Here is a 23,183-nt window from a genome sequence, read left to right as displayed (position 1 = left end):
ATCGGTAACACCAAAGGGCAATAACCCATTCAGCCCAGTTGGTCTGTCAGAACGGTTGGCGCCTCGGCGAGAGAGGGGCCATACCAGGTCAGATGGCGGCCGGAGACAAACGCGGCGCGAAACTCAGGAAAGGCCTCCGGGCCGTCGCCCGGATGAAAAGCGTAGGGCTCGTCGGGAAAGACAATGATGTCCGGTTCCAGGGCGGTTGTTTCCTTCACCGACTTTTTCGGGTACCGCCCGGAATGGACCGTCGGGAAACCGAGTCTGGCGAGTACGTCGGCCGCGAAGGTGTCGTCTCCGACCCACATCCACGGCTTCCTCCAGATCGGCACCGCGACCCGGCGCGCGGGCGGCGGGGAGAAGTCCCACGCCGCGCGTGCCGTGCGCAGCCATTCCGGATCCGGACTGTCGAGCAGGACGCAGATGTCGGCGAGCGCGTCGAGGGCATCGGGCACCGTGCGCGGATAGGTGACGTGTACCCGCAGGCCGGCGGCGCGCAGCGCGAGCACGTCCTCCTCGCGGTTCTCCTCCTGGTTGGCGAGCACCAGATCCGGCTCCAGCGCGATGACGGCGGCGACGTCGGGCCACTTGGTGCCGCCGATCCGGGTCACGTCCAGGTCGGCCGGGTGGGTGCACCAGTCGGTGGCGCCGACCAGGGTCGCGGGCGCGGTGGCGGCGACGGCCTCGGTCAGCGACGGGACGAGCGAGACGACCCGGAGCGGGCCGGCGGCGCCGTCGAACCGGCGCGCTTCGGCCGGGTGGTCGGCGGGCGGGGCCGGGAACGGCGGGTCGCCCGCGTGCCGGCCCGGGCCCGGGTCAGACATCGGTGACGCGGATCCCGGCGTGCGCCTTGTACCGCTTGTTGATCGCGATCAGGTTCGCGGTCAACGCCTCCACCTGGTGCGCGTTGCGCAACCGGCCCGCCCAGATCCCGCGCATTCCCGGGATCCGCGCCGCGAGCGCCTGCACGACGGCGGCGGCCTCCCGGTCGTCCCCGAGCACCAGCACGTCGATGTCGATGCTGGCGACCTCCGGGTCCAGCAGCAGCGGCGCGCTGACGTGGTGGAACGCGGCCGTCACCCGGGAGTCGGGGAGCAGCGCGGCGGCCTGCTGGGCGGCACTGCCCTCCTCGACGGCGAGCGCGTACGGGCCCTGCTTGTCGAAGCCCAGCGGGTTCACGCAGTCGACCACGATCCTGCCGGCCAGCTCGGCGCGCAGCGACGCCAGCAGCTCGCCGTGCCCGGCCCACGGCACGGCCACGATCACGACGTCGGCGGCCGCCGCGACGGTGGCGTTGTCCCCGCCCTCCGCGCCGATCTCCGCCCCGGCGGCCCGGCCGCGCTCGGCGGTCCGGGAACCGATCAGCACCCGCTGGCCGGCCCTCACCAGGCGGACCGCGAGGCCCCGGCCCTGCTCGCCGGTACCGCCGAGGATGGCGACGGTCAGTGCGGAAACGTCAGGCAGGTCCATGCGCGCCATCCTACCCACGGGTAAAGGCTCTTGATCTGACGTCTTGGCCCGCTGAGGGCGGGGAGGCGAAGGCGGAGGAGGTTCCGCATACCGGTGTTGTATGCGGGGCCTCCGACAACGCGCGCATCGTCGCCCTCAGCGGGCCCCACCCACTAGAAGGTGTGGTCGATCGTGGGGAACTGGCCGCCGCGGACCTCGTCGGCGTAGGTCTTCGCCGCGTTCTCCAGCACGCCGGCCATGTCCGCGTACCGCTTCACGAACCGCGGCATCGGGCCGGTGCGCAGGCCGACCAGGTCCTGCCAGACCAGCACCTGCGCGTCGCAGTCCGCGCCCGCGCCGATGCCGACCGTCGGGATGGTCAGCTCCTTGGTCACCCGCGCGGCCACGTCGCCGGGCACCATCTCCATCACCACGGCGAACGCGCCGGCCTCCTGGACCGCGTGCGCGTCGGCGAGGATGTCGGCACCGGCGTCACCGCGGCCCTGCACCCGGTACCCGCCCATGGTGTGTTCGCTCTGGGGGGTGAAACCGATGTGCGCCATCACCGGGATCCCCGCGTCGACCAGGGTCCGGATCTGCTCGGCGCGCTTGCGGCCGCCCTCGAGCTTCACCGCGTGCGCCCCGGCCTCCTTCATGAACCGCACGGAGGTGTGGAACGCCTGCTCCGCGTTGAGCTCGTAGGAGCCGAACGGCAGGTCCGCCACGACGAGCGCGCGCTGGGTGGCGGTGACGACGGCGCGGGTGAGCGGGATCAGTTCGTCCACGGTCACGGGCAGGGTCGTGGAGTGGCCGAAGACGTTGTTGGACGCGGAGTCGCCGACGAGCAGGACCGGGATGCCGGCCGCGTCGAAGATCCCCGCCGTGTACTGGTCGTAGCTCGTCAGCATCGCCCAGCGCTCGCCGTTGTCCTTCGCGAGCTGGAGATCGCGGGTACGGATGCGCTTGGTGGCCGGGCCGCCATACAAAGACATGATCGGTCTCCTTGTCCCTCGAGGCCCTCGCGGGTCCCCGGGTGTTGAGAGGTTCTACGACCGATGGTCCCACCCGACCCGGCCCTTCCGGCAGGGTCGGGTGGACAATCTCACAGCTGGCCGAGGACGTCCGTCCGGCTGCGGTCGGAGTACATCGTGTAGGCCGTCTTCGCGGGGTCGCCCGGGGTCGGGGTCAGCTGGGCCAGCAGCTCACCGGTCCGCGGGTCGAAGATCAGGGTCGTCTGGCAGGACAGGTGCTGCGGCTTGCAGTCGACCCCGCCGGGCAGCGCCGTGGCGTTCGGGCCGAGCTGGTCGGCGAACGCGGTGACGGCGATCCCGGTCCGGCCCGAGGGATCGGACATCTCGCCCATACACCGCACCCCGGGGGTGTCGGCGAGCCGGTGCAGCATCGCCTTCCGGGCCATCCGGTCGAGGTGCGAGGCGGCCCGGCCCAGGTTGTCCACCTCGTCGAGCGCGGTCCTGCTCCGGGTGTACGTGATCCCGTCGGACACCGACCCGCCGGGTACAGCCGGTAGGTCGATCGCGTTGCCGCCGACGAACGCGACCCGCCCCGAGCCGTCGGGCGCGGTCCACTGGTCGGCGACCGTCACCTTCCACGGCTCCTGCCCCGTGACCTCGACCGACGGCCGGCCGTACTGGGTGATCCGCACGTGCTTGTACCGCCCGGTCTGGTCGTCGGCCGTCGACGGGCTGATCCCGTCGGCCAGCGCGGCCAGACAGACCGCCCCGGGGCCGGGCGCCGCCGTGGGCGCGGCGGGGGCGCCGCCGAGCTGGGTGACGACCGCCACCGCCCCGGCCACGGCCAGCACCGCCGCGAACGTGCCGGCCAGCGCCAGCCTCGGTGCCCGCCGGGGCCGCGGCACGGGCGCGCGGCCCTCCGGGGTGATGTCGTGTTCGGTCTCCAGGCACAGCCCGGTCGGGTCACCGGGCCCGACCGGCGCCGACAGCGCGGGATCGGCGGGTCCGAGCAGGTCCCGGACCCGTTGGACGTCTCTGTTCACAGCAGTGCTCCCGTTCGCTTCGCAGGGGCGGGAACGGCCCGGTCCAGGGCGGCGGTCAGCCGCTTGCGCGCCCGGTGCAGCCGGACGGCGCACACCGCCCGGTTGCAGCCCAGCACCGCCGCCGCCTCGCTGACCGACAGCTGCTCCCAGCCGACCAGGCGCAGCAGCTCCCGGTCGTCCTCGGAGAGCGTGGCCAGCGCGGCGCGGACGTCGAGCAGCTCGTCGACCCCGCCGGCCGGGGCCGGGGTCTCGACGAGCTCCACGAACGTCGGGCGGGTCCGCCGCCACTCGTTGGCCAGCAGGCGACGCGCGACCCCGTACAGCCACGGGAGTTCGTGGTCGGGGACGTCGTGCCTGCGTCGCCAGGCGGTCAGGAAGACCTCCTGGGCGAGCTCCTCGGCGGGACCGGACGCGCCGAGCCGGCGCAGGCCGTAGCGCACCACGGCCGGGTAGCACTCGGCGTACACGGCGCGGAACCAGGCCTCGTTGGGTTCCCTCATGCTCCGGTATGTGTCGCGGGAGGGCCGGTGATTACAGGCCTTCGCGGAACCGGTTCGTCATCGGCAGCCGGCGGTCCCGCCCGAACGCCTTGATCGAGATCTTCGTGCCGGGCGCGGACTGCCGCCGCTTGTACTCGGCGATGTCGACCATCCGCAGCACCCGGTCCACGAGCGCCGGATCGTGCCCGGCAGCCTTCAGCGCGGCGCTGCCCATGTCGAGGTCGATGTACCCGTGCAGCAGCGGGTCGAGGATCTCGTACGGCGGCAGGGAGTCCGTGTCGAGCTGGTCGGGGCGCAGTTCGGCGCTCGGCGGCTTGGAGATCGAGTTCTCCGGGATCAGCGGCGAGACCGTGTTGCGCCACCGGGCCAGCTTCCAGACCAGCGTCTTCGGCACGTCCTTCAGCGGGTTGAAGCCGCCGGCCATGTCGCCGTAGAGCGTGGCGTACCCGACGGAGAGTTCGCTCTTGTTGCCCGTGGACAGCACCAGGTGGCCGTGCTGGTTGGACAGGCTCATCGAGACCATGCCCCGGATGCGGGCCTGGAGGTTCTCCGCCGCCAGCCCGCTGAGCGTCATGTTGGCCATGAACGCGTCGAACATCGGCGCGATGGGCTGCACGCTGAAGTGGAACCCGCCGAGCTTGGCCAGCTCCTCCGCGTCGTCGAGGGAGTGCTCGCTGGAGTAGCCGCTGGGCATCGCCACGCCGTAGACGTTGTCCCCGCCGACCGCGTCCACGGCGATCGCGGCGACCACGGCCGAGTCGATCCCGCCGGACACCGCGAGGATCACGGAGCGGAACCCGTTCTTGCGGACGTAGTCGCGCAGGCCCGTCACCAGCGCGCCCCACACCTCGGCCTCGTCGCCGAGCCGGGGCTCGACCCGGGGCGCGACGGCCGCGCCGGTCAGCTCGGGCAGCGCCGGCAGGGCGGTGCGCGCGACGAGCATCTCGCCGAAGTCGCCGGTGTCGTCGGAGGTGGCCGGCGGCAGGTGCAGGTCCACCACGAGCAGCTCCTCGGTGAACTGCCCGCCGCGCGCCAGCAGCTCGCCGTCGGCCGACACGACCAGGGAGTCCCCGTCGAAGACCAGCTCGTCCTGGCCGCCGACCAGGTTCACGTACGCGACGGCGGCGTTGGCCTCGCGCGCCCGGCGGGCCACGAGCGGCAGCCGCACGTCGTCCTTGTTCAGCTCGTACGGCGACGCGTTGATGTTCACCACCAGGCCCACCTCCGCGCGCCCGGCCACCGCGAACGGGCCGCCCGGCTGCCAGATGTCCTCGCACACGGTCATCGCGACGTCCACGCCGTTGATCCGCACCACGGTCAGCGTGTCGCCGGGCACGAAGTACCGGTCCTCGTCGAACACGCCGTAGTTGGGCAGGTGGTGCTTGAAGTAGCGGGCGGCGACCCGGCCGCCGTGCAGGAGCGCGAGCGCGTCGCGGGGGCCCCGGTCGCGGGCGGAGTCCGAGCCGGTCCGGGCGGGGCCGTCGGCGTCGAGGTAGCCGACGATGACGGCCAGCTCGGGCGGGAGCTCGGTGGCGAGCTGGTCCACGGCGGCCCGGGAGGCGGCGACGAAACTCTCCCGGAACGTCAGGTCCTCCACCGGATATCCGGTGAGGGTCATCTCGGGGAACGCCACGATCTGGGCGCCCGCCTCCTGGGCGCGCAGCGTCCAGTCGCGGATCAGTGCGGCGTTGCCGGGGACGTCCCCGACAGTGGTGTTCACCTGGGCGAGAGCGAGGCGCAGTGTCGGCATGGCTCCTATCTTGCCCCCGAGGCCGTACGGTAGTCCTGACAGGTCATCTGAGGGGGCGTAACGGTGGATCGGCAACAGCAGTTCGTGCTGCGAACGCTGGAAGAACGTGATATCCGGTTTGTCCGATTGTGGTTCACGGATGTGCTCGGCACACTCAAGAGCGTGTCCGTCGCGCCGGCCGAGCTGGAGGCCGCGTTCGAGGAGGGCATCGGGTTCGACGGCTCCGCGATCGAGGGCTTCGCCCGGGTGTACGAGTCGGACATGGTCGCCATGCCCGATCCCACCACCTTCCAGGTCTTCCCCTTCGAGGGCGGCGCGTCCGGCGAGAGCGCCCGGATGTTCTGCGACATCCTGATGCCCGACGGCTCCCCGTCCTGGGCCGACCCCCGGCACGTGCTCCGCCGGGTGCTGTCGCGGGCCGCGGAGAAGGGCTTCACCTTCTACACCCACCCCGAGATCGAGTTCTTCCTGTTCAACGACCTGCCCGACGACGGCTCGGCCCCGAGCCCCGTCGACGCCGGCGGGTACTTCGACAACACCACCCACGCCGCCGCCCGCGACTTCCGCCGCCAGGCCGTGCTCGCGCTGGAACGGATCGGCATCTCCGTCGAGTTCAGCCACCACGAGGTCGCCCCCGGCCAGCAGGAGATCGACCTGCGGTACGCGGACGCGCTGACCACCGCCGACAACGTGATGACGTTCCGGCACGTGGTGAAGGAGGTCGCGCTCGGCCAGGGCGTGCACGCCTCGTTCATGCCGAAGCCGTTCAGCGACCAGCCCGGCAGCGGCATGCACACCCACCTGTCGCTGTTCGAGGGCGAGCGCAACGTCTTCCACGACCCGTCCGACCCGATGAAGCTGTCCAAGACGGCGCGCTCCTTCATCGCCGGGCTGCTCGTGCACGCGCGCGAGTTCACCGCCGTGACGAACCAGTGGGTCAACTCGTACAAGCGGCTGTTCCCGCAGCACGTGGAGAACCGGATCACCGAGTCGCCCGCCTATGTCTGCTGGGGCCACTCCAACCGGTCCGCGCTGGTCCGGGTGCCCGCGTACGGCAAGCCCAACTCGGCGCGGGTCGAGATCCGCTCGCCCGACACCGCCTGCAACCCGTACCTCGCCTTCGCCGTCCTGCTGTCCGCCGGCCTGCGCGGCATCGAGGAGGGCTACGAGCTCCCGCCGGGCGCCGAGGACGACGTGTGGGGCCTGTCCGACGCGGAGCGTCGCGCCATGGGCTACGCTGCGCTGCCGCAGAACCTGGCCGAGGCCATCGAGGTCATGGCCGGTTCGGAGTTCGTCGCCGAGACCCTCGGCGAGCACGTGTTCGACTTCTTCCTCGCCAACAAGCGGGCGGAGTGGGAGGAGTACCGACGACAGGTCACCCCCTACGAACGCCAGCGCTACCTCGGGATGCTCTAGTGGAACTCCTCGCGTCCGGCAGGGACGCCGACGTCTACGCCATCGACCGTGACCGTGTGCTGCGCCGCTACAAGGGCCAGCACAACTCGGCGGGCGAGAAGACCATCATGGCCAGGTTGCACACCCTCGGCTTCCCCGTACCCCGGGTCTACTCGGCCCGGCAGCGCGACCTCATCATGGAACGCCTCTACGGCCCCTCCATGGTCGAGGCGCTCGTCGCCGGTGACCTGGAGGCCGAGCGCGCCGGGCTGATGCTCGCCGAACTGCATCAGCGGCTGCACAAGCTGCCCGCGCCGGTCCCGAACAAGCCCGATCACCGGGTACTGCACCTGGACCTGCACCCCGGCAACGTGATCATCACGTCCAAGGGGCCGGTCGTCATCGACTGGCGCAACAGCCGCACCGGCGAACCCGGGCTGGACCGGGCCGTGACCGGGGTGATCCTGGCGCACGTCGCGGCCGGGGACAGCATCCTGGCGGCACCCGCGCGGGCGCTGCTCGCGGCGTACCGGGAGGCGCTGGGGGAGCCGCTGAGCCACGTCCGGGAGGCGATGGCGTTCCGGGCGGCCGACGGGAACCTGACCGAGGCGGAGCGCAACGAGTTGTCGCGCGCGGAGGCGTTGCTGGTCTAGTCGGGCCTTCGGGTCCGCACGGTACCGAGAACGCGAACGAGCCGCGCTGCCCACTTCGGCAGCGCGGCTCCGTTCGTCAGTGGGCTGCGGGGTTGGGCACCCGGGACTGGACCGGGCGGTGCGTGGCCCTGCGGAACAGCAGGAACGCCTCGCACCCCAGGCACAGGCCGAAGGCCGCGTTCAGGAAGGCGGCGGCCAGGGCGAACCCGGCGGCCACGGTACCGACGACGGGCGCGCCCGCCAGGTACCCCACGGTGGCGACCGCCGCGAAGCCGAGACCCACGGTCTGGGCGAACCGGAACGGCGCGGCGGGCTCCAGCTCCTCCGGCCGGCCGAGCCGGGGCGCGAGCAGGGCCCTGTAGACGAGGCCGTAGGGGGACAGCGCCGGGCGGAACGCGCTGAGAGCGAACACGACGGCCTGGGCCAGTGCCAGCCACCCGGAGCCGGTGATCAGGACGAGGACGAGCACGACGGTGGTGACCGCGGCGGAGAACCGGGGCCCACGGGGATCGAGCAGCATACGTAACAGCCTTCTCGGACGCGGCGGCGCCCGGACATTCTCGCAGATCAGACCAGGTCGGCGATAGCTGTCATCAGCTGTGACCTGGTCGGCAGCCCGCTGGCGCGCCGCACGATCCGGCCCGCGCCGTCGACCACGAGCACGGTCGGGGTGCGCCGGATGTCCAGCGCCCGGACGGTGTCGAGGTGGTGCTCGGCGTCGAGCTCGACGTGCGCGACGCCCGGGGTGCGCGACGCCACGTCCGCGCAGAGGGCGCGGGTGGCCCGGCAGGGCGCGCAGAACGCCGAGGAGAACTGCACGAGCGTGACCGGCAGGCTCAGGTCCAGGTCGAGGCCGGCGAGCGCCGGGTGCCCGGGAGCAGGGGGCTCGGCTCCGGAGGACGCGGCCCGGTCGGACGAGCCGGCCCGACTCTGGGCCCCGGGTCGGTCAGGGGACGCGGTGTGCCCCGAGGGGGGCTCCGGCACCAGCGGCCGGGCGGGAGCCGGGCCCGCCACGTCGCGCATCCGCCCGTTCGACCGCTGCCAGAGCAGGCCGAGGACAGTGGTCGCGCCGAGCACGGCCACCACGACCCACAGCCCGGGAGACATCCGTCTACGATCCCACGACCGGTACCCCGTTGAGCAGGTCCAAGGGGATGTCTAGTTGGTCACGTCCGAACTTGCGGGGCTGCACCGGATCGTCCAGCTGGTCGACGTCGAGGATCCGGTCGAGCCGGAACACCCGGGCGGCGTCGCGCAGCCGGCACCAGGCGAGCAGGTACCAGACGACCCCGCCCACGTACCCGATCGGCTCGACGACCCGCTTCGACTGCACCCCCTGTTTGTCCAGGTAGACGAGGCGTAGCGCCCGGCCGGCGGTGAGCGCCTCGGCCATGGCCCGGGGCACCGGGGTCGACGGCGGGCCGACCATGTACACCCGCTCGGCCAGGTCCCGGGTCGCCGAGACCTCGGCGGGCGGCATCACGGCCAGCAGCTTGTGCAGGGCGGCCCGTGCGGCCTCCTCGAACGGCGTGCCGCCGAGCTTGTGCAGAGCCACGGCCATCGCGATCGCCTCGCCGGGGGTCACGTTCACCGGCGGCAGGGTGTGGCTGCGGTCGAGCGCGTAGCCCCCGGTGCGGCCCGGCTCCGCGTAGATCGGCACCCCGGACTGCTGCAACGCCGACAGGTCGCGCTCCACGGTCCGGGTGGACACCTCGAACCGGGCCGCCAGCCAGCGCGCGCTGCGGGGGCGGGGCGCGACGGCGCGGAGCTCCTCGACGAGCGCGTAGAGCCGGTCGGTGCGGTTCATGGCCGCACCGTACCGGCGGGGTGTGACATCAATCTCCGACAGGACGTTGTCGCCGGGGCGGTCCACGCTGTCCCGATCGCAGCACCGCGACCGCGAACCCGCGGGCCGCGCACGCACACCGGGGGCCGCCACGACCGGTCCCCGGGAACTCACGGGAGACACGCATGTCCGAGTGGCAGAACGGGATCGGCTGGTTCGAGATCGGTACCGACGACGTCGGCGGCACGGAGGCGTTCTACGGCTCGGTGTTCGGCTGGCGGTTCTCCGAGCAGGCCCCGTACCGCAAGGTCAGCACGCCCGCCAAGCGGTCGATCGAGGGCGGGGTGTTCGCGACCGGGGGCCACACGCCCAACTACGCGACGTTCTACATCGTGGTCGACGACGTGCCCGCCACGTGCGCGGCGGCGGAGGCGGCGGGCGGCAAGGTCCTCGTCCCGGCCCAGGACGGCGACAACGGCCTGGTCTTCGCGCACCTGTCCGACCCGACCGGCAACCACATCGCCGTGTACAGCCCCCAGAACGGCAAGGACGTCTAGACGGGTACTGGGGGACCCCCGGCCCTCACCTCGCGGCCGGGGGTCCCGCCGGGCGGCGTGCTGGCTAGGCTGGCAGCGTGACGCGAACGCTGGTGATCGAGAACGACCCGAAGGACGACCTGCGCAGGCTCGGCGACTGGCTGACCGGTGGGGGGCTGGAGCTGGAGGTGCTGCGCCCGCACGCCGGCGACGCCCTGCCGGAGACCCTGGAGGGCTACGCCGCGTTCGTGGTGATGGGCGGCGCGCAGGACGCGTACGAGGCCCCCGACGGCACCCCGGGCGCGCCGTGGTTCCCGGCGCTGGAGCGGCTGTTCCGCAAGGCCGTCAAGGACCGGGTCCCGACCCTGGGCGTGTGCCTCGGGGCGCAGATCCTGGCCCAGGCCATGGGCGGCACGGTCGAGCGCGCGCACAACGGGCCGAACATCGGCGCCCGGTTCGTGGCCCGCCGCGACGCCGCCGAGCGCGACGCGCTGTTCGCGGAGATCCCGCTCGGGCCGGACGCGTTGCAGTGGCACTTCGACGAGATCACCGAGCTGCCGTTGAACGCGACGCTGCTGGCCGCCTCGCCGCGCTGGCCGAACCAGGCGTTCCGGGTCGGCGACCGGGCGTGGGGCCTGCAGTTCCACATCGAGTGCGACGTCGACATGATCCGGGTCTGGGCGACCAACGACGCGGAAACCCTCCAGGAGCTGGGTACGGACGCCGAGACCGTCATCGCCGGGTGCGCGGCCGTCATGGACGACGTCCGGGAGACGTGGCAGCCGTTCGCCGAGCGGTTCGCGAAGCTGGCCCAGGGGAAGAGCCCGGGGCCGCTGACCCTGATCGACCTGCCGCCCCGGTAATGCGCCCCGCGGACCCCGAGCTCGCCGCCCGGCAGCTCCAGCGCCTCGCCGAGGCGGGTGTGCCCGGCGTGCCCGCCCCGCGCCTCCTGGCGGTGCTGGGGGCGTCGTCGGCGCTCGGGGACCACCTGATCGCGTACCCGGAGGACATCTCCGCCCTTGACGGTCCTGTGCCGGTTCTGGGGGACCTCAAGCGCGACTACCGGCGGTCGCTGCTGCGGATCGCGGCCGACGACCTGGTGGGCGCGGCGGACACCGAGGCGACGATGCGCGCGCTGGCGGGCCTGGCGGACCGCACCCTCTCCGCCGCGTTGCCCCCGGGAGCCACGGACGCCACGGAGACCGAGCCGCCCGAAACCCAGCTTCCGCCCGCGGTCACGGCCGCCGCGGTCCTGCTCGCCGACGCCCCGGTGCTCGATCCCCGGTTCGCCACACCGCCCGCGCCCGCCCTGGTGACGCCGGCGTTCCAGCTGGCCGTGATCGCGATGGGCAAGTGCGGGGCGAACGAGCTCAACTACGTCAGCGACGTGGACGTCATCTTCGTCGCGGAGGGCGACCTGACCGCCGCGACGGCCGCCGCCGCCGACCTGATGACCCGGTGCGGGACCGCCGCCTGGCCGGTGGACGCGGGCCTGCGCCCCGAGGGCCGCAGCGGCCCCCTGGTGCGCAGCCTGGCCAGCCACGCCGCGTACTACCGCAAGTGGGCGCACACCTGGGAGTTCCAGGCCCTGCTCAAGGCCCGGCACGCGGCCGGCGACCCCGCGCTCGGCCGGGAGTGGCTCGACGACGTCACCCCGCTGGTCTGGCGGGCCGGCGACCGGCCGAACATCGTCGAGGACGTGCGCGCGATGCGCCGCCGGGTCGAGGCGCACAACCGGGCCGGCGAACGGGAGATCAAGCTCGGGCCGGGCGGGCTGCGCGACATCGAGTTCACGGTGCAGCTGTTGCAGCTGGTGCACGGCCGGGCCGACGAGTCGCTGCGCTCGGCGGGCACCCTGCCGGCGCTGCGCGCGCTCACGGCCGGCGGCTACGTGGGCCGGGCCGACGGCGAGATCCTGGAGCGGGCGTACCTGTTCCTGCGCACCGTCGAGCACCGGCTCCAGTTGCAACGCCTGCGCCGCACGCACACCGTGCCCTCCGACGCGCATGGGCTGCGCTGGCTCGCCGGTTCGTTGGACTGCACGGTGGAGGCGTTCGACGTCGAGTGGCGGCGGCACGCGCGGGAGGTGCGCCGGCTGCACGAGAAGCTGCTGTACCGGCCGCTGCTGGAGGCCGTCGCCAAGGTGCCGACGGAGGGGCTGCGGCTCACCGCGAAGGCGGCCGGCGACCGGCTGGGCATCCTCGGGTTCGCCGACCCGGCCGGCGCGCTCCGGCACATCGAGTCCCTGACCGGTGGCGTGACCCGCACGGCGGCGATCCAGAAGACCCTGCTGCCGGTACTCCTCGCCGAGTGGGCCGACGCGCCCTCCCCGGACCAGGGCCTGCTCGCCTACCGCCAGGTGTCCGAGAAGCTCGGCTCCACCCCGTGGTACCTGCGGCTGCTCCGCGACGAGGGACCCGTCGCGCTCCGGCTGGCCCGGCTGCTGGGCCTGTCCCGCTACGTCACCGACCTGCTGGCCCGCGACCCCGAGGCGCTCCGGCTGCTGGCGGACGACCGCGAGCTGGTGCCCAGTACCCCCGAAATGCTCCGGAGGGGGCTGGAGGCCGCCGTCGCCCGGCACACCTCGGCCGAGTCGGCGGTGCTGGCGATCCGCGCGCAGCGCCGCCGGGAACTGCTGCGGATCGCCTGCGCCGACATGCTCGGCAAGCTGGACCCGGCCGCCGTCGGCCGGGCGCTGTCGGACGTCACCGACGCGGTGCTCGACGCCACGGTCCGGGTCGCCGGGCCGCCCGGCCGGTTCGCGATCATCGGCATGGGCCGGCTCGGCGGCGCGGAACAGAGCTTCGGCTCCGACGTGGACGTGCTGTTCGTCTGCGACGACGGCGAGGAACAGCAGGGCATGTGGGTCGCCGAACAGGTCCGCAAGCTGCTCGGCGCGCCCTCGGCCGACCCGCCGCTGATCATCGACGCCGGGCTGCGCCCCGAGGGCCGGCAGGGGCCGCTGGTCCGCAGCCTGACGGCCTACCGGCAGTACTACGCCAAGTGGGCCCAGGTCTGGGAGGTACAGGCCCTGCTGCGCGCCCGGCCGGTGGCCGGCGACCCGGGGCTGGGCGCGGAGTTCGTCGCGCTGGCCGACAAGGTGCGCTACCCCGCGCAGGGGCTCACGCCGGCCCAGGTCACCGAGATCCGCCGGATCAAGGCCCGGGTCGACGGCGAACGGCTGCCCCGGGGCGCCGACCCGGCCACGCACGTCAAACTCGGCCGGGGCGGGCTCGCCGACATCGAGTGGACCGTGCAGCTGCTCCAGCTCCTGCACGGCGTCCGGGGCACGTCCACCCTGGCGGCGCTGGCAGCGCTCGACCTGGACGCGGGCGACGAGGAGGCGCTGCGCGAGGCCTGGTTGCTCGCCAGCAGGGTCCGCGACGCGCTGATGCTGATCCGGGGGAAGCCGGGCGACCAGCTGCCCCGCCACGGGGTGGAACTCGCCGGCATCGTCCGGGTCCTCGGCCGGTCCGGGGACCCGCAGGAGTTCGTCGAGGAGTACCTGCGCACCGCCCGGCACGCGCGCGCCGTCGTCGAGCGGCTGTTTTATCAGTAACTGTGCTGTGGTTGTCCTCTTTCGGGCTAGCTGGAGACCCTGAAGAGGCCCGGGCCGGGTACCTCCGCGGTGGTCCAGCCGCCCGGCCCGGGCGTCAACGTCCCGCCCGGCATCCGCAACCAGCGCGAGTACCGCACCCGGACCACGCGCCTGCCCGGGGCCTCGGCCGCGAAGGTGACACTCACGGCGTCGGCCTCGATGTACCCGGCGACGACCGGCTCGGGGTTCGCCACCGCGTACAGCCGCCAGTGCGCGTCGCGCCACACCTCCGTCAGGTACGGCAGACCGGATCTGACCAGGGCGGCCTCGGGGCGGGCCAGCCAGGACGGCTCCGCGTCGGACACCGCCACGTGGCTCACCGCGTTCTCCCGCAACCAGTCCCGGTAGTTGTCGGCGGTGAGCTTCGTGCCGCCGGGGAGGTTCTCGTACAGCAGCGGGTTGCGTTCCAGGTCGAGTTGCCGGAGCCAGCCCCGGGCGAGCGGGGCGACGTACGCGGCCTCCCAGTAGTCGCGGGTCGGCACGACCTCGGTGCGGGTGGCGCGGTGCGTGCGGAGGGCCTCGGTGAGGGGGGTGTAGAAGGACCTCTCGTTGGCGGGGTTGCCGGCGTCGCGCAGGTCGGCGACGACCACGGGGGGCGCGAGCCAGAACGCGACGGCAGCCGCCACGAGGAGTACTCCCCATCGGAGCCGGTCCGTGGTCCAGGGCCCCGTGGGGGCGGTGGTGCGGCGGCGGAAGGGGAGGTCGCCCGTCGCGGCCAGGATCGGGAGGGCGAACATCACGGCGAGGCGGGTCGCGTTCAGGCCCACCGGGGTGTCGATCAGGAACGCGGCCAGGACGCCCGCCGCCGACAGCACCGCGCCCACCCGGACCGGGCGGTGCACCGCGAACACGGCCACCAGCAGCGACGCGACCACGGCGCCCCGGGTGTCGCGGGCGCTGATGTTCATCACGCCGCCCTCGCCGAACAGCAGCCCCGTCAGGCCCAGGCCCAGCGCGCCGACGCCGGCGAGCACCGCCCCGGACCGGTGCCGGGTCACGAGCAGGGCGGTGCCGGCCAGGCCGACGAACAGGCCGGCGACCGGGCTGGTCAGGCCGGCGAGGAGGCCGGCGGTCGCGGCACCGCCGTACCGGATGAGGGGGTTCTTCGCGGTCAGCGCCAGGAGGGCGAGGAGGCCGAACGCGACGCCGAGGCCGTAGGTGACCCGGCCCGAGGCCAGGTTGCCCGCGACGCACACCGCGCCGACCACGCCGCCGAGCACCGGCCGGCGGACGTCCGCCCGGACCAACAGGGCCGCGAAGGCGAGCGCCGCCGTCAACAGGGACAGAACCGCGACGGTACCCGTGCCCAGCGCAGCCATCAGCGCCGGCGACACCAGGCTGTAGCCGAACTGGTCGATGCCGCCGTACCAGCGCAGGTCGATCGGGGTCAGACCGTGCGCGGCGAAGAAGTCGGCCCGGGCCACCTGCGCGGACAGGTCGGTCCCCAGGGGCGGGGCGAGCAGGTACGCCACCGACAGCGCGGCCGCCACTCCCACGGCGGGCAGCACGGGCCGCCAACGTGCGTTCATCGCCCCAGTCTGCCCGCCGCCGCTCCGGCGGGACGCGCGGCGTGCCCGGGGAGTGCGCGTGCTGTCCGGTTACGTCGTGGGGTGGTGCACGACCTGGCTGTCCGGACCGGCGTGCCCGGCGTCCCCCGTTTCCGGTCGTGACAGCATGATGCCCGTGCGGATCAGCCGATACACCGGAATGCTGGGGGCCGTGGCGCTGGCCGTGGCCGGGTACCTCGGCGGAGCCCTGCCGCACGCCGACCTGCGCTCGACCGTGCCGTCGATCCTCGGGCAGCCCCGCACGGCCGGCGCCGTCGCGCTGTTCGTGACGGGGGTCGCCCTGTTGTCCTGGTCCTGGCTCCGGCTCGCGCCTGTGACCCGGGCCGGCGCGGGCGCCCGGGACCTGACGGCGCGGGCCGGTGCCCCGGATCTCGCGGCCGGGGCCGTTGCGGAGACCCGAGGTGGTCGGGTGCGGTCCGGCGTGGCCGCGTTGTCCGTCCGGTGGGTGCTGGTCACCGCCGGGCTGTGGGCTCTGCCGCTGCTGCTGGCCCCGCCGCTGGCCAGCCGGGACGCCTACGCCTACGCCTGCCAGGGGGCGACATACGCGGCGGGCCGCAGCCCGTACGCCGAGGGGGTCGCCGCGTTGCCGTGTCCGTGGGTGGACACGGTGTCGTTCATCTGGCGGGACACGCCGGCACCCTACGGACCCGGGTTCGTGGTGCTCGCCGGGGCGGCGGCGGCCCTGGCCGGGGGGAGTCTGTTCGCGGCGATCGGCTGGCTGCGGCTCGTGGCCCTCGCGGGGGCTCTGCTGATCGCGTGGCGGGTGCCCGCCCTGGCCCGGGCCTGCGGCACCGACCCCGGGCGGGCGCTGTGGCTGGGCCTGGCCGCACCGCTCGTCGGGATCCACCTGGTGTCCGGCGCGCACAACGACGGGCTGATGATCGGACTGGTGGTGGCGGGGCTGGGGGCCGCGGTGGCGAGGGAACCGGTGACTGCGGCCGGAACCGTTGCCGGGCGGTCCGGGGCTGCCGGGTTCGGGACCGGCTGGTGGCGCGGGGTCCTCGTGGTCGGGGCGTTGCTGGGGCTGGCGCTCGCGATCAAGGTGACCGCCGTGGTGGTGCTCCCGTTCGCGGCCCTGCTCCTCGCGGGCCCGCTCCGCCGACCGACCGTCACCCGGGTGTTCGCTGTCGCCGCCGCCCTGGCTGTGGTGGCCGCCGCCGTGCTCGGGCTCGTCTCGCTCGCCACCACGCTCGGCTTCGGCTGGGTCGACGGCCTGGCGAGCAGCGGAGACTCCCGGCAGTGGACCTCCCTGCCCACCGGCGTCGGCTTCGCGATCGACTACCTGTTCCTGCCCCCGGGCCACACCTCGGTCCCGGTCACCCGGGCGGTCGGCATCGCGGTACTCGCCGTGGTCCTCGTGGTCCTGTTTCTCCGCACCGCGAACTGGCTCCCGCGCCGGGGACCCGGGGGGCTCCCGCACGGGGAGTCCGAGGGCCTCGACCGCACCCGCCGGATCGTCGCCGCCGCAGGCTGGGCCCTGGGCTGCACCGTGCTCCTGGCCCCGGTCTTCCACCCCTGGTACGCCCTCTGGCCCCTCACCCTGCTCGCCGTCGCGGACTGGCGCCGCTGGCTCGGCTGGGTGGCCACCGCGCTGGCGTTCCTCGTCCTCCCGGACGGCTTCAACCTCGCCCGGGTCACGAAGCTCCCGGGCGCCCTCCTGATGCTGGCGCTGGCCCTGTTCCTGCTGTGGCGGATGTTCCGACTGTGGCGCACCCGGCAAGCCCCCGGGAGCCCCCCGGCGTAGCCGGCACCCGGCCGAGCCCCGGCACCGTGCCGCCTGCGGACCGTACCGCTCCGGCCCCGAGTGTCTCCGCACCCGGGCCGGATCCCACCGTCATCAGAGAAAGCTCTTAGTCCTGTGGGGTTTCGACGGCCGTCGACTCGTCGCGCACCCAGGACAGGTAGTCCGGGTTCCCGGCGACGATCGGCACGCAGATCACCTCGGGCACGTCGTACGTGTGCCCGGACCGGATGTGGTCCTCGAGGTCCTGGTAGCGCTCGACAGTGGTCTTGAACCAGATCACGTACTCCGGCGCGGACTCCACGCTGTCCAACCACCAGTAGATGCTCGTGATGGGCCCGACGATCTGGGCGCACGCGGCGAGCCGGCCCTCGACGGCGCTGCGGGCCAGCTCGGCGGCGGCCTGCTGGGAGGCGACCGTGGTCGACACCTGGACGAACTCGAGAGCCACGGACGTCTCCTAGAAAGTGGGGTGCGGAAACCCTATCGGGTGGCCGGAGCGGCGGTCACACCCAGTTCCGCCTGGACGCGCCGGCGGATGTCGGCGACGGTGCGGGAATCGGTGAACGCCCGGGTCACGCCGATCAGCCACGCCGCCTCGGACTCCACGGTGGGCCCGACCTCGTGCGGGGGCGCGGGGGAGGCGAGGTAGCGGTGCCCGGCCGCGTGCGCGACGAGCGCGGCGGCGACCCGGGCGGCCTCGGCCACGGTCGGGTCCTGGCCCCGGACCCAGGCGGACACGTCGGGGTGGAAGTAGCCGCGCAGGGCCAGGTGCGCGTCGCGGATCTCGATCACCCTGCGGTACAGCGCGAACCCGGCGTCCCACGGCAGCCGGGAGGTGGACCGTTCCAGCGCGATCTCCGGGAACTCCGCGTGCAGCGCCGACCACAGTGGACCGAGCGCCCGGTAGCCGTGCAGGGCGCGCAGCCACCGGTACGGCCGGACCAGGGTGCTGCCCCACGCGCTCAGGGTCGCGCCGAGCGCCCACAGCAGCACGGCCATCGCGCCCAGCAGCGTCGACACCGGCGGCGGGTGCTCGATGTGCGGGTGGTACTGGAGCATCCGGCCCACGGCCCGCGCGGCCGTCCACGCGACCCACGCCAGGCCGAACAGGGTGCCCGACGCCACCACCCGCAGCCCGAACCGCAGCACCGGTTCCTCGGCGTGCCGGAGGTAGTGCCCGATGAGCAGGAAGAACGTGGACATGCCCCAGCCGATGTAGCTGAGGCAGATGACGGTGGCGATCGCGATCGCGGGCCGGTCGCCGTAGAGGTCGCTGAAGTGCGTCGTCGACTCCGTCGTCTCCGAGTACACGAGCACGATCATCACGGTGTACGAGACGAGGAACGCCAGCAGCGGCACCAACGGCTGCCGCGAGCCGGCCCGGCGCGAGTGCTGCACGGTGCGCGACAGCAGCGCCAGGCACAGGCTCGCGCCCATGATCAGCCCGTTGCCGACCATCAGGCTCGTGTGCGGGACGACCTCGTAGCGGGTGGTCAGCACGACGGTGTTCGGGGCCAGCACGGCCGCGGCGGCCCCGGAGCAGACGATCGCCCCGCACAGGTACCGCAGCCCGGCCACCCCGCCCCCGCGCACCAGCTTGTACCCGGACGCCAGCAGCGACACCACGAACGCCACGTACGGCACGGCCACGATCATCGGTGCTCCCGGGACTCGAACACCGACCGCAGCCGGGCCAACCCGTCGGCGACCGTGACGTCCCGCGGCTCGGCGGGCCCGTCGGTCCGGCGCCGGTGCACCCGCCGGGCGATCAGCGACGCGATCAGCTCCGCCTCCTGCTCCTGGGTCTCCGTGTACCCGCCCCGGCCCAGTACCCGGCGGACCAGCTCGGCCGACAGGCTGGGCAGCAGCGCGCCGACGCCGTCCAGCGCCGTGGTGCCGACGTGGCCCCGGACGAGGTGGCCCACCTCGTGCAGCAGGATGTGCTCCCGGTGCAGGGGGGTGGTGTCCTCCGGGTAGCAGATGTAGTCGGTGTGGTCCGTGCTCACCAGCAGCCCGCAGGCCGAGCCCGTGGGCGCGCGGACGGGCACCAGTTCGATCGGCCGGCCGCGTTGCGCCGCGAGTCCGTCGAGGAACTCGCCGACGTCGAACGGGTCGGGGATCGCCAGGTGGGAGACGGTGTCCCGGCAGCTACGCCACAGGGCGCGGTTACGCCGCACCGGGGTGCCGGCTGGCCTCGCGCCGCCCGATGGCCTCGATCATGTCACTGATCGTGCCGAGCCCCTCGGGAGACAGGGTGACAGCGCGTAACGCGACCTCGCGGACGGCCGCGTCGCGGAGGGCGCCCAGCAGGGCCAGTTCCTCGGCGATCCGGGCCCCCTGCTGGTCGTCGAAGAAGTACGCCGGGGGGACCTGGAAGAACTGAGCCAGGGCCTCCAGATGCCGCTTGGTGGGGTTGTCGCGCCGGCCGGTGCGCAGCTGCCAGAGATACGTCGCGGAGAATGTCTCCCCGGTCGCCTCCCGGCACGCCCGCGCGACCTCCTCGTGGCTGTACTGCTCACGGTTCGGCCTCCGGACGATGTCGAAGAGCCGATCGATCTTTTCTGCCAGCGTCGACACTTCTGTCACCGCCCAACCTCCCCTGCCCGTCGTGGGGATCCATGCTAGTTGACTTCCCGCGTCGGGTCATCTCCCCTGTTCAGCCCCCATGGGTTATGGTGGGGCCAGCGCGTACCAGGACGCCACCCGCCCGCGGCAAGCACCGAGTGCACCTGGATTCCCCCTCACTCTGCGTTGCCACGCGCCTGTCCCGTCGCGCCCGGCCGCAGCGGGCCCGGGTGACGACTGGAGGACGCATGACCAGGACCATTCCCGACAACGCCGACCTCGGACAGCTCCGGGCCCAGGCCAAGGAACTGCGCCGCGCGGCCGGCAACGGCAACCCGGCGGCGCTGGCCCGGGTCCGCGCCGTGCTGCCCGGGGCCGGCCCCGAGCTGTCCCTGCGCGACGCCCAGTTCACCGTGGCCCGCGAGTACGGGCTGCCCGGGTGGCGCGAGCTCGCCGCCGCCGTGGTCGCCCAGCAGAGCGGCGGCAAGGACCTGCACCGCTGGTTCGGCGTCGAACTCAACAACGGCACCTGGGACGTCCTCGACGGCGGACTGTCCGAGCACAGCCCCGTCGCCGACCGCGAGCAGGCCCTCTACGCCGCCTACGCCTCCACCTACCACTGGATGCAGATCGGGACGGTCGCCAACCAGGGCCGGGGCGAGTACATGATCGCCAGCGTCGCCGCCGCCGTCGGACTGGTGGACGTCGCCGCCCGGCACGCGGCCCGGTACGCCGAACTGATCGACGCGCACCCGGCGGCCTTCGCGGACTGGGACCGGGCGTTCGCGGCCGAGGGGCTGGCCCGGGTGGCGGCCCGGTCCGGTGCCGGGGACGCGGCGGCGCTGCGGGACGAGGCGGAGAAGCTGGCCGGGGAACTGGCCGACCCCGAGGACATCCGGATCGTGCGGGAGCGGCTCGCGCGCGGGCCGTGGGAGCGGGTGGCCACGCCCACCGGGCAGACCGGGGCCGGCGTGGGAAGTAGTGGACAAGTCCAGTAGGTGAAGGCGCGCGCGGGGGTCGAGCGGCCCCCGCCCGCCGCATCCTGGGGTGGTCGTCTTCGACCCTCCAGGAGGACATCCATGAGTTCCACCCTCGCCCGGCTCGGCATCGCCGGTGCCGCCCTCGTGGCCGCCGTCGGCCTCGGCGCGGCCCCGGCCCAGGCGGCCGGCCCGCTCAACGTCGCCGCGCACTGCGCGGACACGCCGAACTACGTGACCAACTGCGCGGTCTGGTCCATCACCGGCGGCACCGCGCCGTACACGGTGCGCTGGGACCGCAACTACGCCTACCAGCCCGGACTCGACGGCGTGTACGACTTCTCGTACCAGTGCAGGAACACGTCGTACCACTGGACCGTGCGGGTGACCGACGCGAACGGGACGACGAAGGCGGTCGGACCGCTGCGGGCGCCGTGCACGCTGAACCCGACCTGATCGGGGCAACGAGGAAGGGCTCCCCGGAATCCGGGGAGCCCTTCCTCATGGAGCGGGTTCTTGCGACGGGTGCGCACGTCGCGGTTGACGCAGTCACTGTGTTGCCGCTACGACTGCTTCCGCTTCGCTTCAGCAACCCGCTGTGGTTGCGGGGGCCTGCGGTGGTCGCAGGTTCCCGCAGTCGCTGTGCCGCCGCTACGACTGCTTCCGCTTCGCTTCAGCAGTCGTAGTACATCGCGAACTCGTGCGGGGTCGGCCGCAGACGAACCGGGTCGATCTCGTTGGTCCGCTTGTACTCGATCCACGTCTCGATCAGGTCCGGCGTGAACACGCCGCCCTCCAGCAGGTACTCGTGGTCGGCCTCCAGAGCCTCGAGCACCTCCTCCAGCGAACCGGGGACCTGCTTGACCTGCGCGTGCTCCTCCGGCGGCAGCTCGTAGAGGTCCTTGTCGATCGGGGCCGGGGGCTCGATCTTGTTCTTGATGCCGTCGAGGCCGGCCATCATCATGGCCGCGAACGCCAGGTACGGGTTCGCCGACGGGTCCGGCACCCGGAACTCGACGCGCTTGGCCTTCGGGTTGGTGCCGGTGACCGGGATCCGGGTGCACGCGGAGCGGTTGCGCTGCGAGTAGACCAGGTTGACCGGGGCCTCGTAGCCGGGCACGAGCCGGCGGAACGAGTTGATGGTCGGGTTGGTGAACGCCAGCAGCGACGGCGCGTGGTGCAGCAGGCCGCCGATGTACCAGCGGGCCAGGTCCGACAGGCCGCCGTAGCCGGCCTCGTCGTAGAACAGCGGCTCGCCGCCGAGCCAGAGGCTCTGGTGGGTGTGCATGCCCGAGCCGTTGTCGCCGAACAGCGGCTTCGGCATGAACGTGACGGTCTTGTTGGCCTGCCACGCGGTGTTCTTGATGATGTACTTGAACAGCTGGACCTGGTCGCCCGCGTTCAGCAGCGTCGAGAACCGGTAGTTGATCTCGGCCTGGCCGCCGGTGCCCACCTCGTGGTGCGCCCGCTCGATGACGAAGCCGGCGTCGATCAGGTTCGTCGACATCGCGTCGCGCAGGTCGGCCTGGTGGTCGACCGGGGGCACCGGGAAGTAGCCGCCCTTGTACTTGGTCTTGTAGCCGAGGTTGCCGCCCTCCTCCTCGCGCCCCGAGTTCCACGCGCCCTCTTCGGCGTCGATGTGGTAGTACCCGGAGTGCGCGTTCGTGTCGTGGCGGATCGAGTCGAAGATGTAGAACTCGGCCTCCGCCCCGAAGAACGCGGTGTCGGCGATGCCGGAGGAGGCCAGGTACGCCTCGGCCTTCTTCGCGACGTTGCGCGGGTCGCGGCTGTACGCCTCGCGGGTGAACGGGTCGTGCACGAAGAAGTTCAGCGCGAGGGTCTTCTGCGAGCGGAACGTGTCGATGAAGGCCGTCGTCACGTCCGGGAGCAGGAGCATGTCCGACTCGTGGATCGACTGGAAGCCGCGCACGGACGAGCCGTCGAACGCGAGGCCGTCGGTGAACACCGACTCGTCGAAGGAGGCGGTGGGCACGTTGAAGTGCTGCATCGTGCCCGGAAGGTCGCAGAACCGGACATCGACAAACTTTACGTCCTCGTCCTTGAGGTAATTCAGCAGTTCTTCCGGGTTGGCGAACACAGCAGTCCTCCGTATACGAGCCAGGGGGCTTGACTGCCTGTGACAGTATGACCTGCTCGTTGCCCCGCCATGTCCCAAATGTTTCGGGCGTGTTACACGGGCGCCGTGCGCCGGGGGCGGCCCCGGACCCGGCGGGTACGCTGCGGAATCATGGCAGAAGATACCCCCGTCGAACTCGCCTCGATGAACCAGCGGTTCGGCGCCCTGCTGATCGACTGGCTGCTGTGCCTGCTGATCGTCTGGCCGTTCAGCCAGCCGGGCTGGATGGGCACGTGGGCGCTGCTGGTGCTGGTCGCGGAGTACACCTTCTTCGTGGGGCTGTTCGGTCAGACCCCCGGGATGCGGGTGCTGCGGATCCAGTGCGCGCTGGTGCCCGACGGCGGCCCGATCGGCATCCCGCGGGCGCTGGCCCGGGGCGTGCTCCTCGCGCTGCTGATCCCCGCCGTGATCATGGACGACTACGGCCGCGGCCTGCACGACCGCTGGGTCGGCTCCATCATGATCAAAGCCTAGACGGGTACGCGCGCCGCGTACCCGTCGAAGGGTTGGA

General features: G+C 72.8%; 24 protein-coding genes. 9 read left to right on the top strand and 15 right to left on the bottom strand.

Annotation, left to right across the window (positions count from 1 at the left end):
- Window positions 1-29: 29 nt before the first annotated feature.
- The 6 genes from AB0M43_RS20340 to AB0M43_RS20315 all read right to left on the bottom strand — a co-directional run bounded on the left by AB0M43_RS20340 (window position 30) and on the right by AB0M43_RS20315 (window position 5,713).
- Window positions 30-824, bottom strand: coding sequence for a helical backbone metal receptor (locus AB0M43_RS20340; RefSeq protein ID WP_363726811.1), 795 nt, complete (start codon window positions 822-824; stop codon window positions 30-32).
- The gene (gene npdG, locus AB0M43_RS20335) at window positions 817-1,470 is read right to left on the bottom strand and encodes an NADPH-dependent F420 reductase (RefSeq protein ID WP_363726809.1); all 654 of its coding nucleotides are present in this window, start codon (window positions 1,468-1,470) and stop codon (window positions 817-819) included. The genes AB0M43_RS20340 and npdG overlap by 8 nt, the downstream gene beginning before the upstream one ends.
- Window positions 1,471-1,622: 152 nt before the next feature.
- Window positions 1,623-2,441 (bottom strand): 3-methyl-2-oxobutanoate hydroxymethyltransferase, encoded by an 819-nt coding sequence (gene panB, locus AB0M43_RS20330; RefSeq protein ID WP_363726807.1) that lies wholly within the window; start codon window positions 2,439-2,441, stop codon window positions 1,623-1,625.
- Between the two features lie 110 nt (window positions 2,442-2,551).
- Window positions 2,552-3,463, bottom strand: coding sequence for a hypothetical protein (locus AB0M43_RS20325; RefSeq protein WP_363726805.1), 912 nt, complete (start codon window positions 3,461-3,463; stop codon window positions 2,552-2,554).
- The gene (locus AB0M43_RS20320) at window positions 3,460-3,963 is read right to left on the bottom strand and encodes a sigma-70 family RNA polymerase sigma factor (RefSeq protein WP_363726803.1); all 504 of its coding nucleotides are present in this window, start codon (window positions 3,961-3,963) and stop codon (window positions 3,460-3,462) included. The genes AB0M43_RS20325 and AB0M43_RS20320 overlap by 4 nt, the downstream gene beginning before the upstream one ends.
- A 31-nt stretch (window positions 3,964-3,994) precedes the next feature.
- Window positions 3,995-5,713 (bottom strand): NAD+ synthase, encoded by a 1,719-nt coding sequence (locus AB0M43_RS20315; RefSeq protein WP_363726801.1) that lies wholly within the window; start codon window positions 5,711-5,713, stop codon window positions 3,995-3,997.
- A 63-nt stretch (window positions 5,714-5,776) separates the two neighbouring features.
- Here AB0M43_RS20315 and glnA (AB0M43_RS20310) point away from each other — a divergent pair, with 63 nt between their 5' ends.
- The gene (gene glnA / locus AB0M43_RS20310) at window positions 5,777-7,129 is read left to right on the top strand and encodes a type I glutamate--ammonia ligase (RefSeq protein ID WP_363726799.1); all 1,353 of its coding nucleotides are present in this window, start codon (window positions 5,777-5,779) and stop codon (window positions 7,127-7,129) included.
- Window positions 7,129-7,761 (top strand): phosphotransferase, encoded by a 633-nt coding sequence (locus AB0M43_RS20305; protein ID WP_363726797.1) that lies wholly within the window; start codon window positions 7,129-7,131, stop codon window positions 7,759-7,761. The genes glnA (AB0M43_RS20310) and AB0M43_RS20305 overlap by 1 nt, the downstream gene beginning before the upstream one ends.
- A gap of 76 nt (window positions 7,762-7,837) precedes the next feature.
- Here AB0M43_RS20305 and AB0M43_RS20300 read toward each other — a convergent pair whose 3' ends face one another.
- Genes AB0M43_RS20300 through AB0M43_RS20290 form a run of 3 tightly spaced genes read right to left on the bottom strand, consistent with a single transcriptional unit; the run spans window position 7,838 to window position 9,568 of the window.
- Window positions 7,838-8,281, bottom strand: coding sequence for a DUF4395 domain-containing protein (locus AB0M43_RS20300; RefSeq protein ID WP_363726795.1), 444 nt, complete (start codon window positions 8,279-8,281; stop codon window positions 7,838-7,840).
- A gap of 47 nt (window positions 8,282-8,328) precedes the next feature.
- Window positions 8,329-8,868, bottom strand: a complete 540-nt coding sequence (locus tag AB0M43_RS20295) for a thioredoxin family protein (protein WP_363726793.1) — start codon at window positions 8,866-8,868, stop codon at window positions 8,329-8,331.
- 4 nt (window positions 8,869-8,872) lie between these two features.
- Window positions 8,873-9,568 carry a YafY family protein gene (locus AB0M43_RS20290; protein WP_363726791.1) on the bottom strand — a complete coding sequence of 232 codons (696 nt, stop codon included), beginning with the start codon at window positions 9,566-9,568 and terminating at the stop codon, window positions 8,873-8,875.
- A gap of 164 nt (window positions 9,569-9,732) precedes the next feature.
- Here AB0M43_RS20290 and AB0M43_RS20285 point away from each other — a divergent pair, with 164 nt between their 5' ends.
- The 3 genes from AB0M43_RS20285 to AB0M43_RS20275 all read left to right on the top strand — a co-directional run bounded on the left by AB0M43_RS20285 (window position 9,733) and on the right by AB0M43_RS20275 (window position 13,642).
- On the top strand, window positions 9,733-10,104 hold the full coding sequence (locus tag AB0M43_RS20285) for a VOC family protein (protein ID WP_363726789.1): 372 nt from the start codon (window positions 9,733-9,735) through the stop codon (window positions 10,102-10,104).
- Between the two features lie 77 nt (window positions 10,105-10,181).
- Window positions 10,182-10,946: a type 1 glutamine amidotransferase gene (locus tag AB0M43_RS20280; RefSeq protein WP_363726787.1), complete on the top strand. Its 765-nt coding sequence runs from the start codon at window positions 10,182-10,184 to the stop codon at window positions 10,944-10,946.
- Window positions 10,946-13,642 carry a bifunctional [glutamine synthetase] adenylyltransferase/[glutamine synthetase]-adenylyl-L-tyrosine phosphorylase gene (locus AB0M43_RS20275; protein WP_363726785.1) on the top strand — a complete coding sequence of 899 codons (2,697 nt, stop codon included), beginning with the start codon at window positions 10,946-10,948 and terminating at the stop codon, window positions 13,640-13,642. The genes AB0M43_RS20280 and AB0M43_RS20275 overlap by 1 nt, the downstream gene beginning before the upstream one ends.
- A gap of 26 nt (window positions 13,643-13,668) precedes the next feature.
- Here AB0M43_RS20275 and AB0M43_RS20270 read toward each other — a convergent pair whose 3' ends face one another.
- Window positions 13,669-15,210 (bottom strand): hypothetical protein, encoded by a 1,542-nt coding sequence (locus AB0M43_RS20270; RefSeq protein WP_363726783.1) that lies wholly within the window; start codon window positions 15,208-15,210, stop codon window positions 13,669-13,671.
- A gap of 148 nt (window positions 15,211-15,358) precedes the next feature.
- Between AB0M43_RS20270 and mptB the strand changes: the two genes are divergently transcribed.
- Complete coding sequence (mptB, locus tag AB0M43_RS20265; protein ID WP_363727004.1) at window positions 15,359-16,993, top strand: polyprenol phosphomannose-dependent alpha 1,6 mannosyltransferase MptB; 1,635 nt, start codon at window positions 15,359-15,361, stop codon at window positions 16,991-16,993.
- Between the two features lie 106 nt (window positions 16,994-17,099).
- Here mptB and cutA read toward each other — a convergent pair whose 3' ends face one another.
- From cutA to AB0M43_RS20245, 4 genes are read right to left on the bottom strand one after another with little or no spacing between them, the layout of a single operon-like run.
- Window positions 17,100-17,441, bottom strand: coding sequence for a divalent-cation tolerance protein CutA (cutA, locus tag AB0M43_RS20260; RefSeq protein ID WP_363726781.1), 342 nt, complete (start codon window positions 17,439-17,441; stop codon window positions 17,100-17,102).
- A 32-nt stretch (window positions 17,442-17,473) separates the two neighbouring features.
- Complete coding sequence (locus AB0M43_RS20255) at window positions 17,474-18,649, bottom strand: MAB_1171c family putative transporter (protein WP_363726780.1); 1,176 nt, start codon at window positions 18,647-18,649, stop codon at window positions 17,474-17,476.
- Entirely contained in the window at window positions 18,646-19,170 is a 525-nt protein-coding gene (locus AB0M43_RS20250) for a hypothetical protein (RefSeq protein ID WP_363726778.1), read from the bottom strand. The genes AB0M43_RS20255 and AB0M43_RS20250 overlap by 4 nt, the downstream gene beginning before the upstream one ends.
- Window positions 19,160-19,579 carry an XRE family transcriptional regulator gene (locus AB0M43_RS20245; protein ID WP_363726776.1) on the bottom strand — a complete coding sequence of 140 codons (420 nt, stop codon included), beginning with the start codon at window positions 19,577-19,579 and terminating at the stop codon, window positions 19,160-19,162. Before AB0M43_RS20245 ends, AB0M43_RS20250 begins: the two co-directional genes overlap by 11 nt.
- 227 nt (window positions 19,580-19,806) lie before the next feature.
- On the opposite strand from AB0M43_RS20245, the gene AB0M43_RS20240 reads away from it, so the two are divergent.
- Together AB0M43_RS20240 and AB0M43_RS20235 are read left to right on the top strand one after the other, a co-directional pair.
- The gene (locus AB0M43_RS20240) at window positions 19,807-20,556 is read left to right on the top strand and encodes a hypothetical protein (RefSeq protein WP_363726775.1); all 750 of its coding nucleotides are present in this window, start codon (window positions 19,807-19,809) and stop codon (window positions 20,554-20,556) included.
- Between the two features lie 81 nt (window positions 20,557-20,637).
- Window positions 20,638-20,991 (top strand): hypothetical protein, encoded by a 354-nt coding sequence (locus AB0M43_RS20235; RefSeq protein WP_363726773.1) that lies wholly within the window; start codon window positions 20,638-20,640, stop codon window positions 20,989-20,991.
- A gap of 217 nt (window positions 20,992-21,208) precedes the next feature.
- On the opposite strand, the gene glnA (AB0M43_RS20230) is transcribed toward AB0M43_RS20235, so the two are convergent.
- The gene (glnA, locus tag AB0M43_RS20230; RefSeq protein ID WP_363726771.1) at window positions 21,209-22,633 is read right to left on the bottom strand and encodes a type I glutamate--ammonia ligase; all 1,425 of its coding nucleotides are present in this window, start codon (window positions 22,631-22,633) and stop codon (window positions 21,209-21,211) included.
- Window positions 22,634-22,783: 150 nt separating this feature from the next.
- Between glnA (AB0M43_RS20230) and AB0M43_RS20225 the strand changes: the two genes are divergently transcribed.
- Entirely contained in the window at window positions 22,784-23,146 is a 363-nt protein-coding gene (locus tag AB0M43_RS20225; protein ID WP_363726769.1) for an RDD family protein, read from the top strand.
- Window positions 23,147-23,183 lie beyond the last annotated feature (37 nt).

The sequence above is a fragment of the Longispora sp. NPDC051575 genome, assembly GCF_040681875.1.
Taxonomy (GTDB): domain Bacteria; phylum Actinomycetota; class Actinomycetes; order Mycobacteriales; family Micromonosporaceae; genus Longispora.
This window is presented reverse-complemented; position numbering and strand designations above follow the sequence as displayed.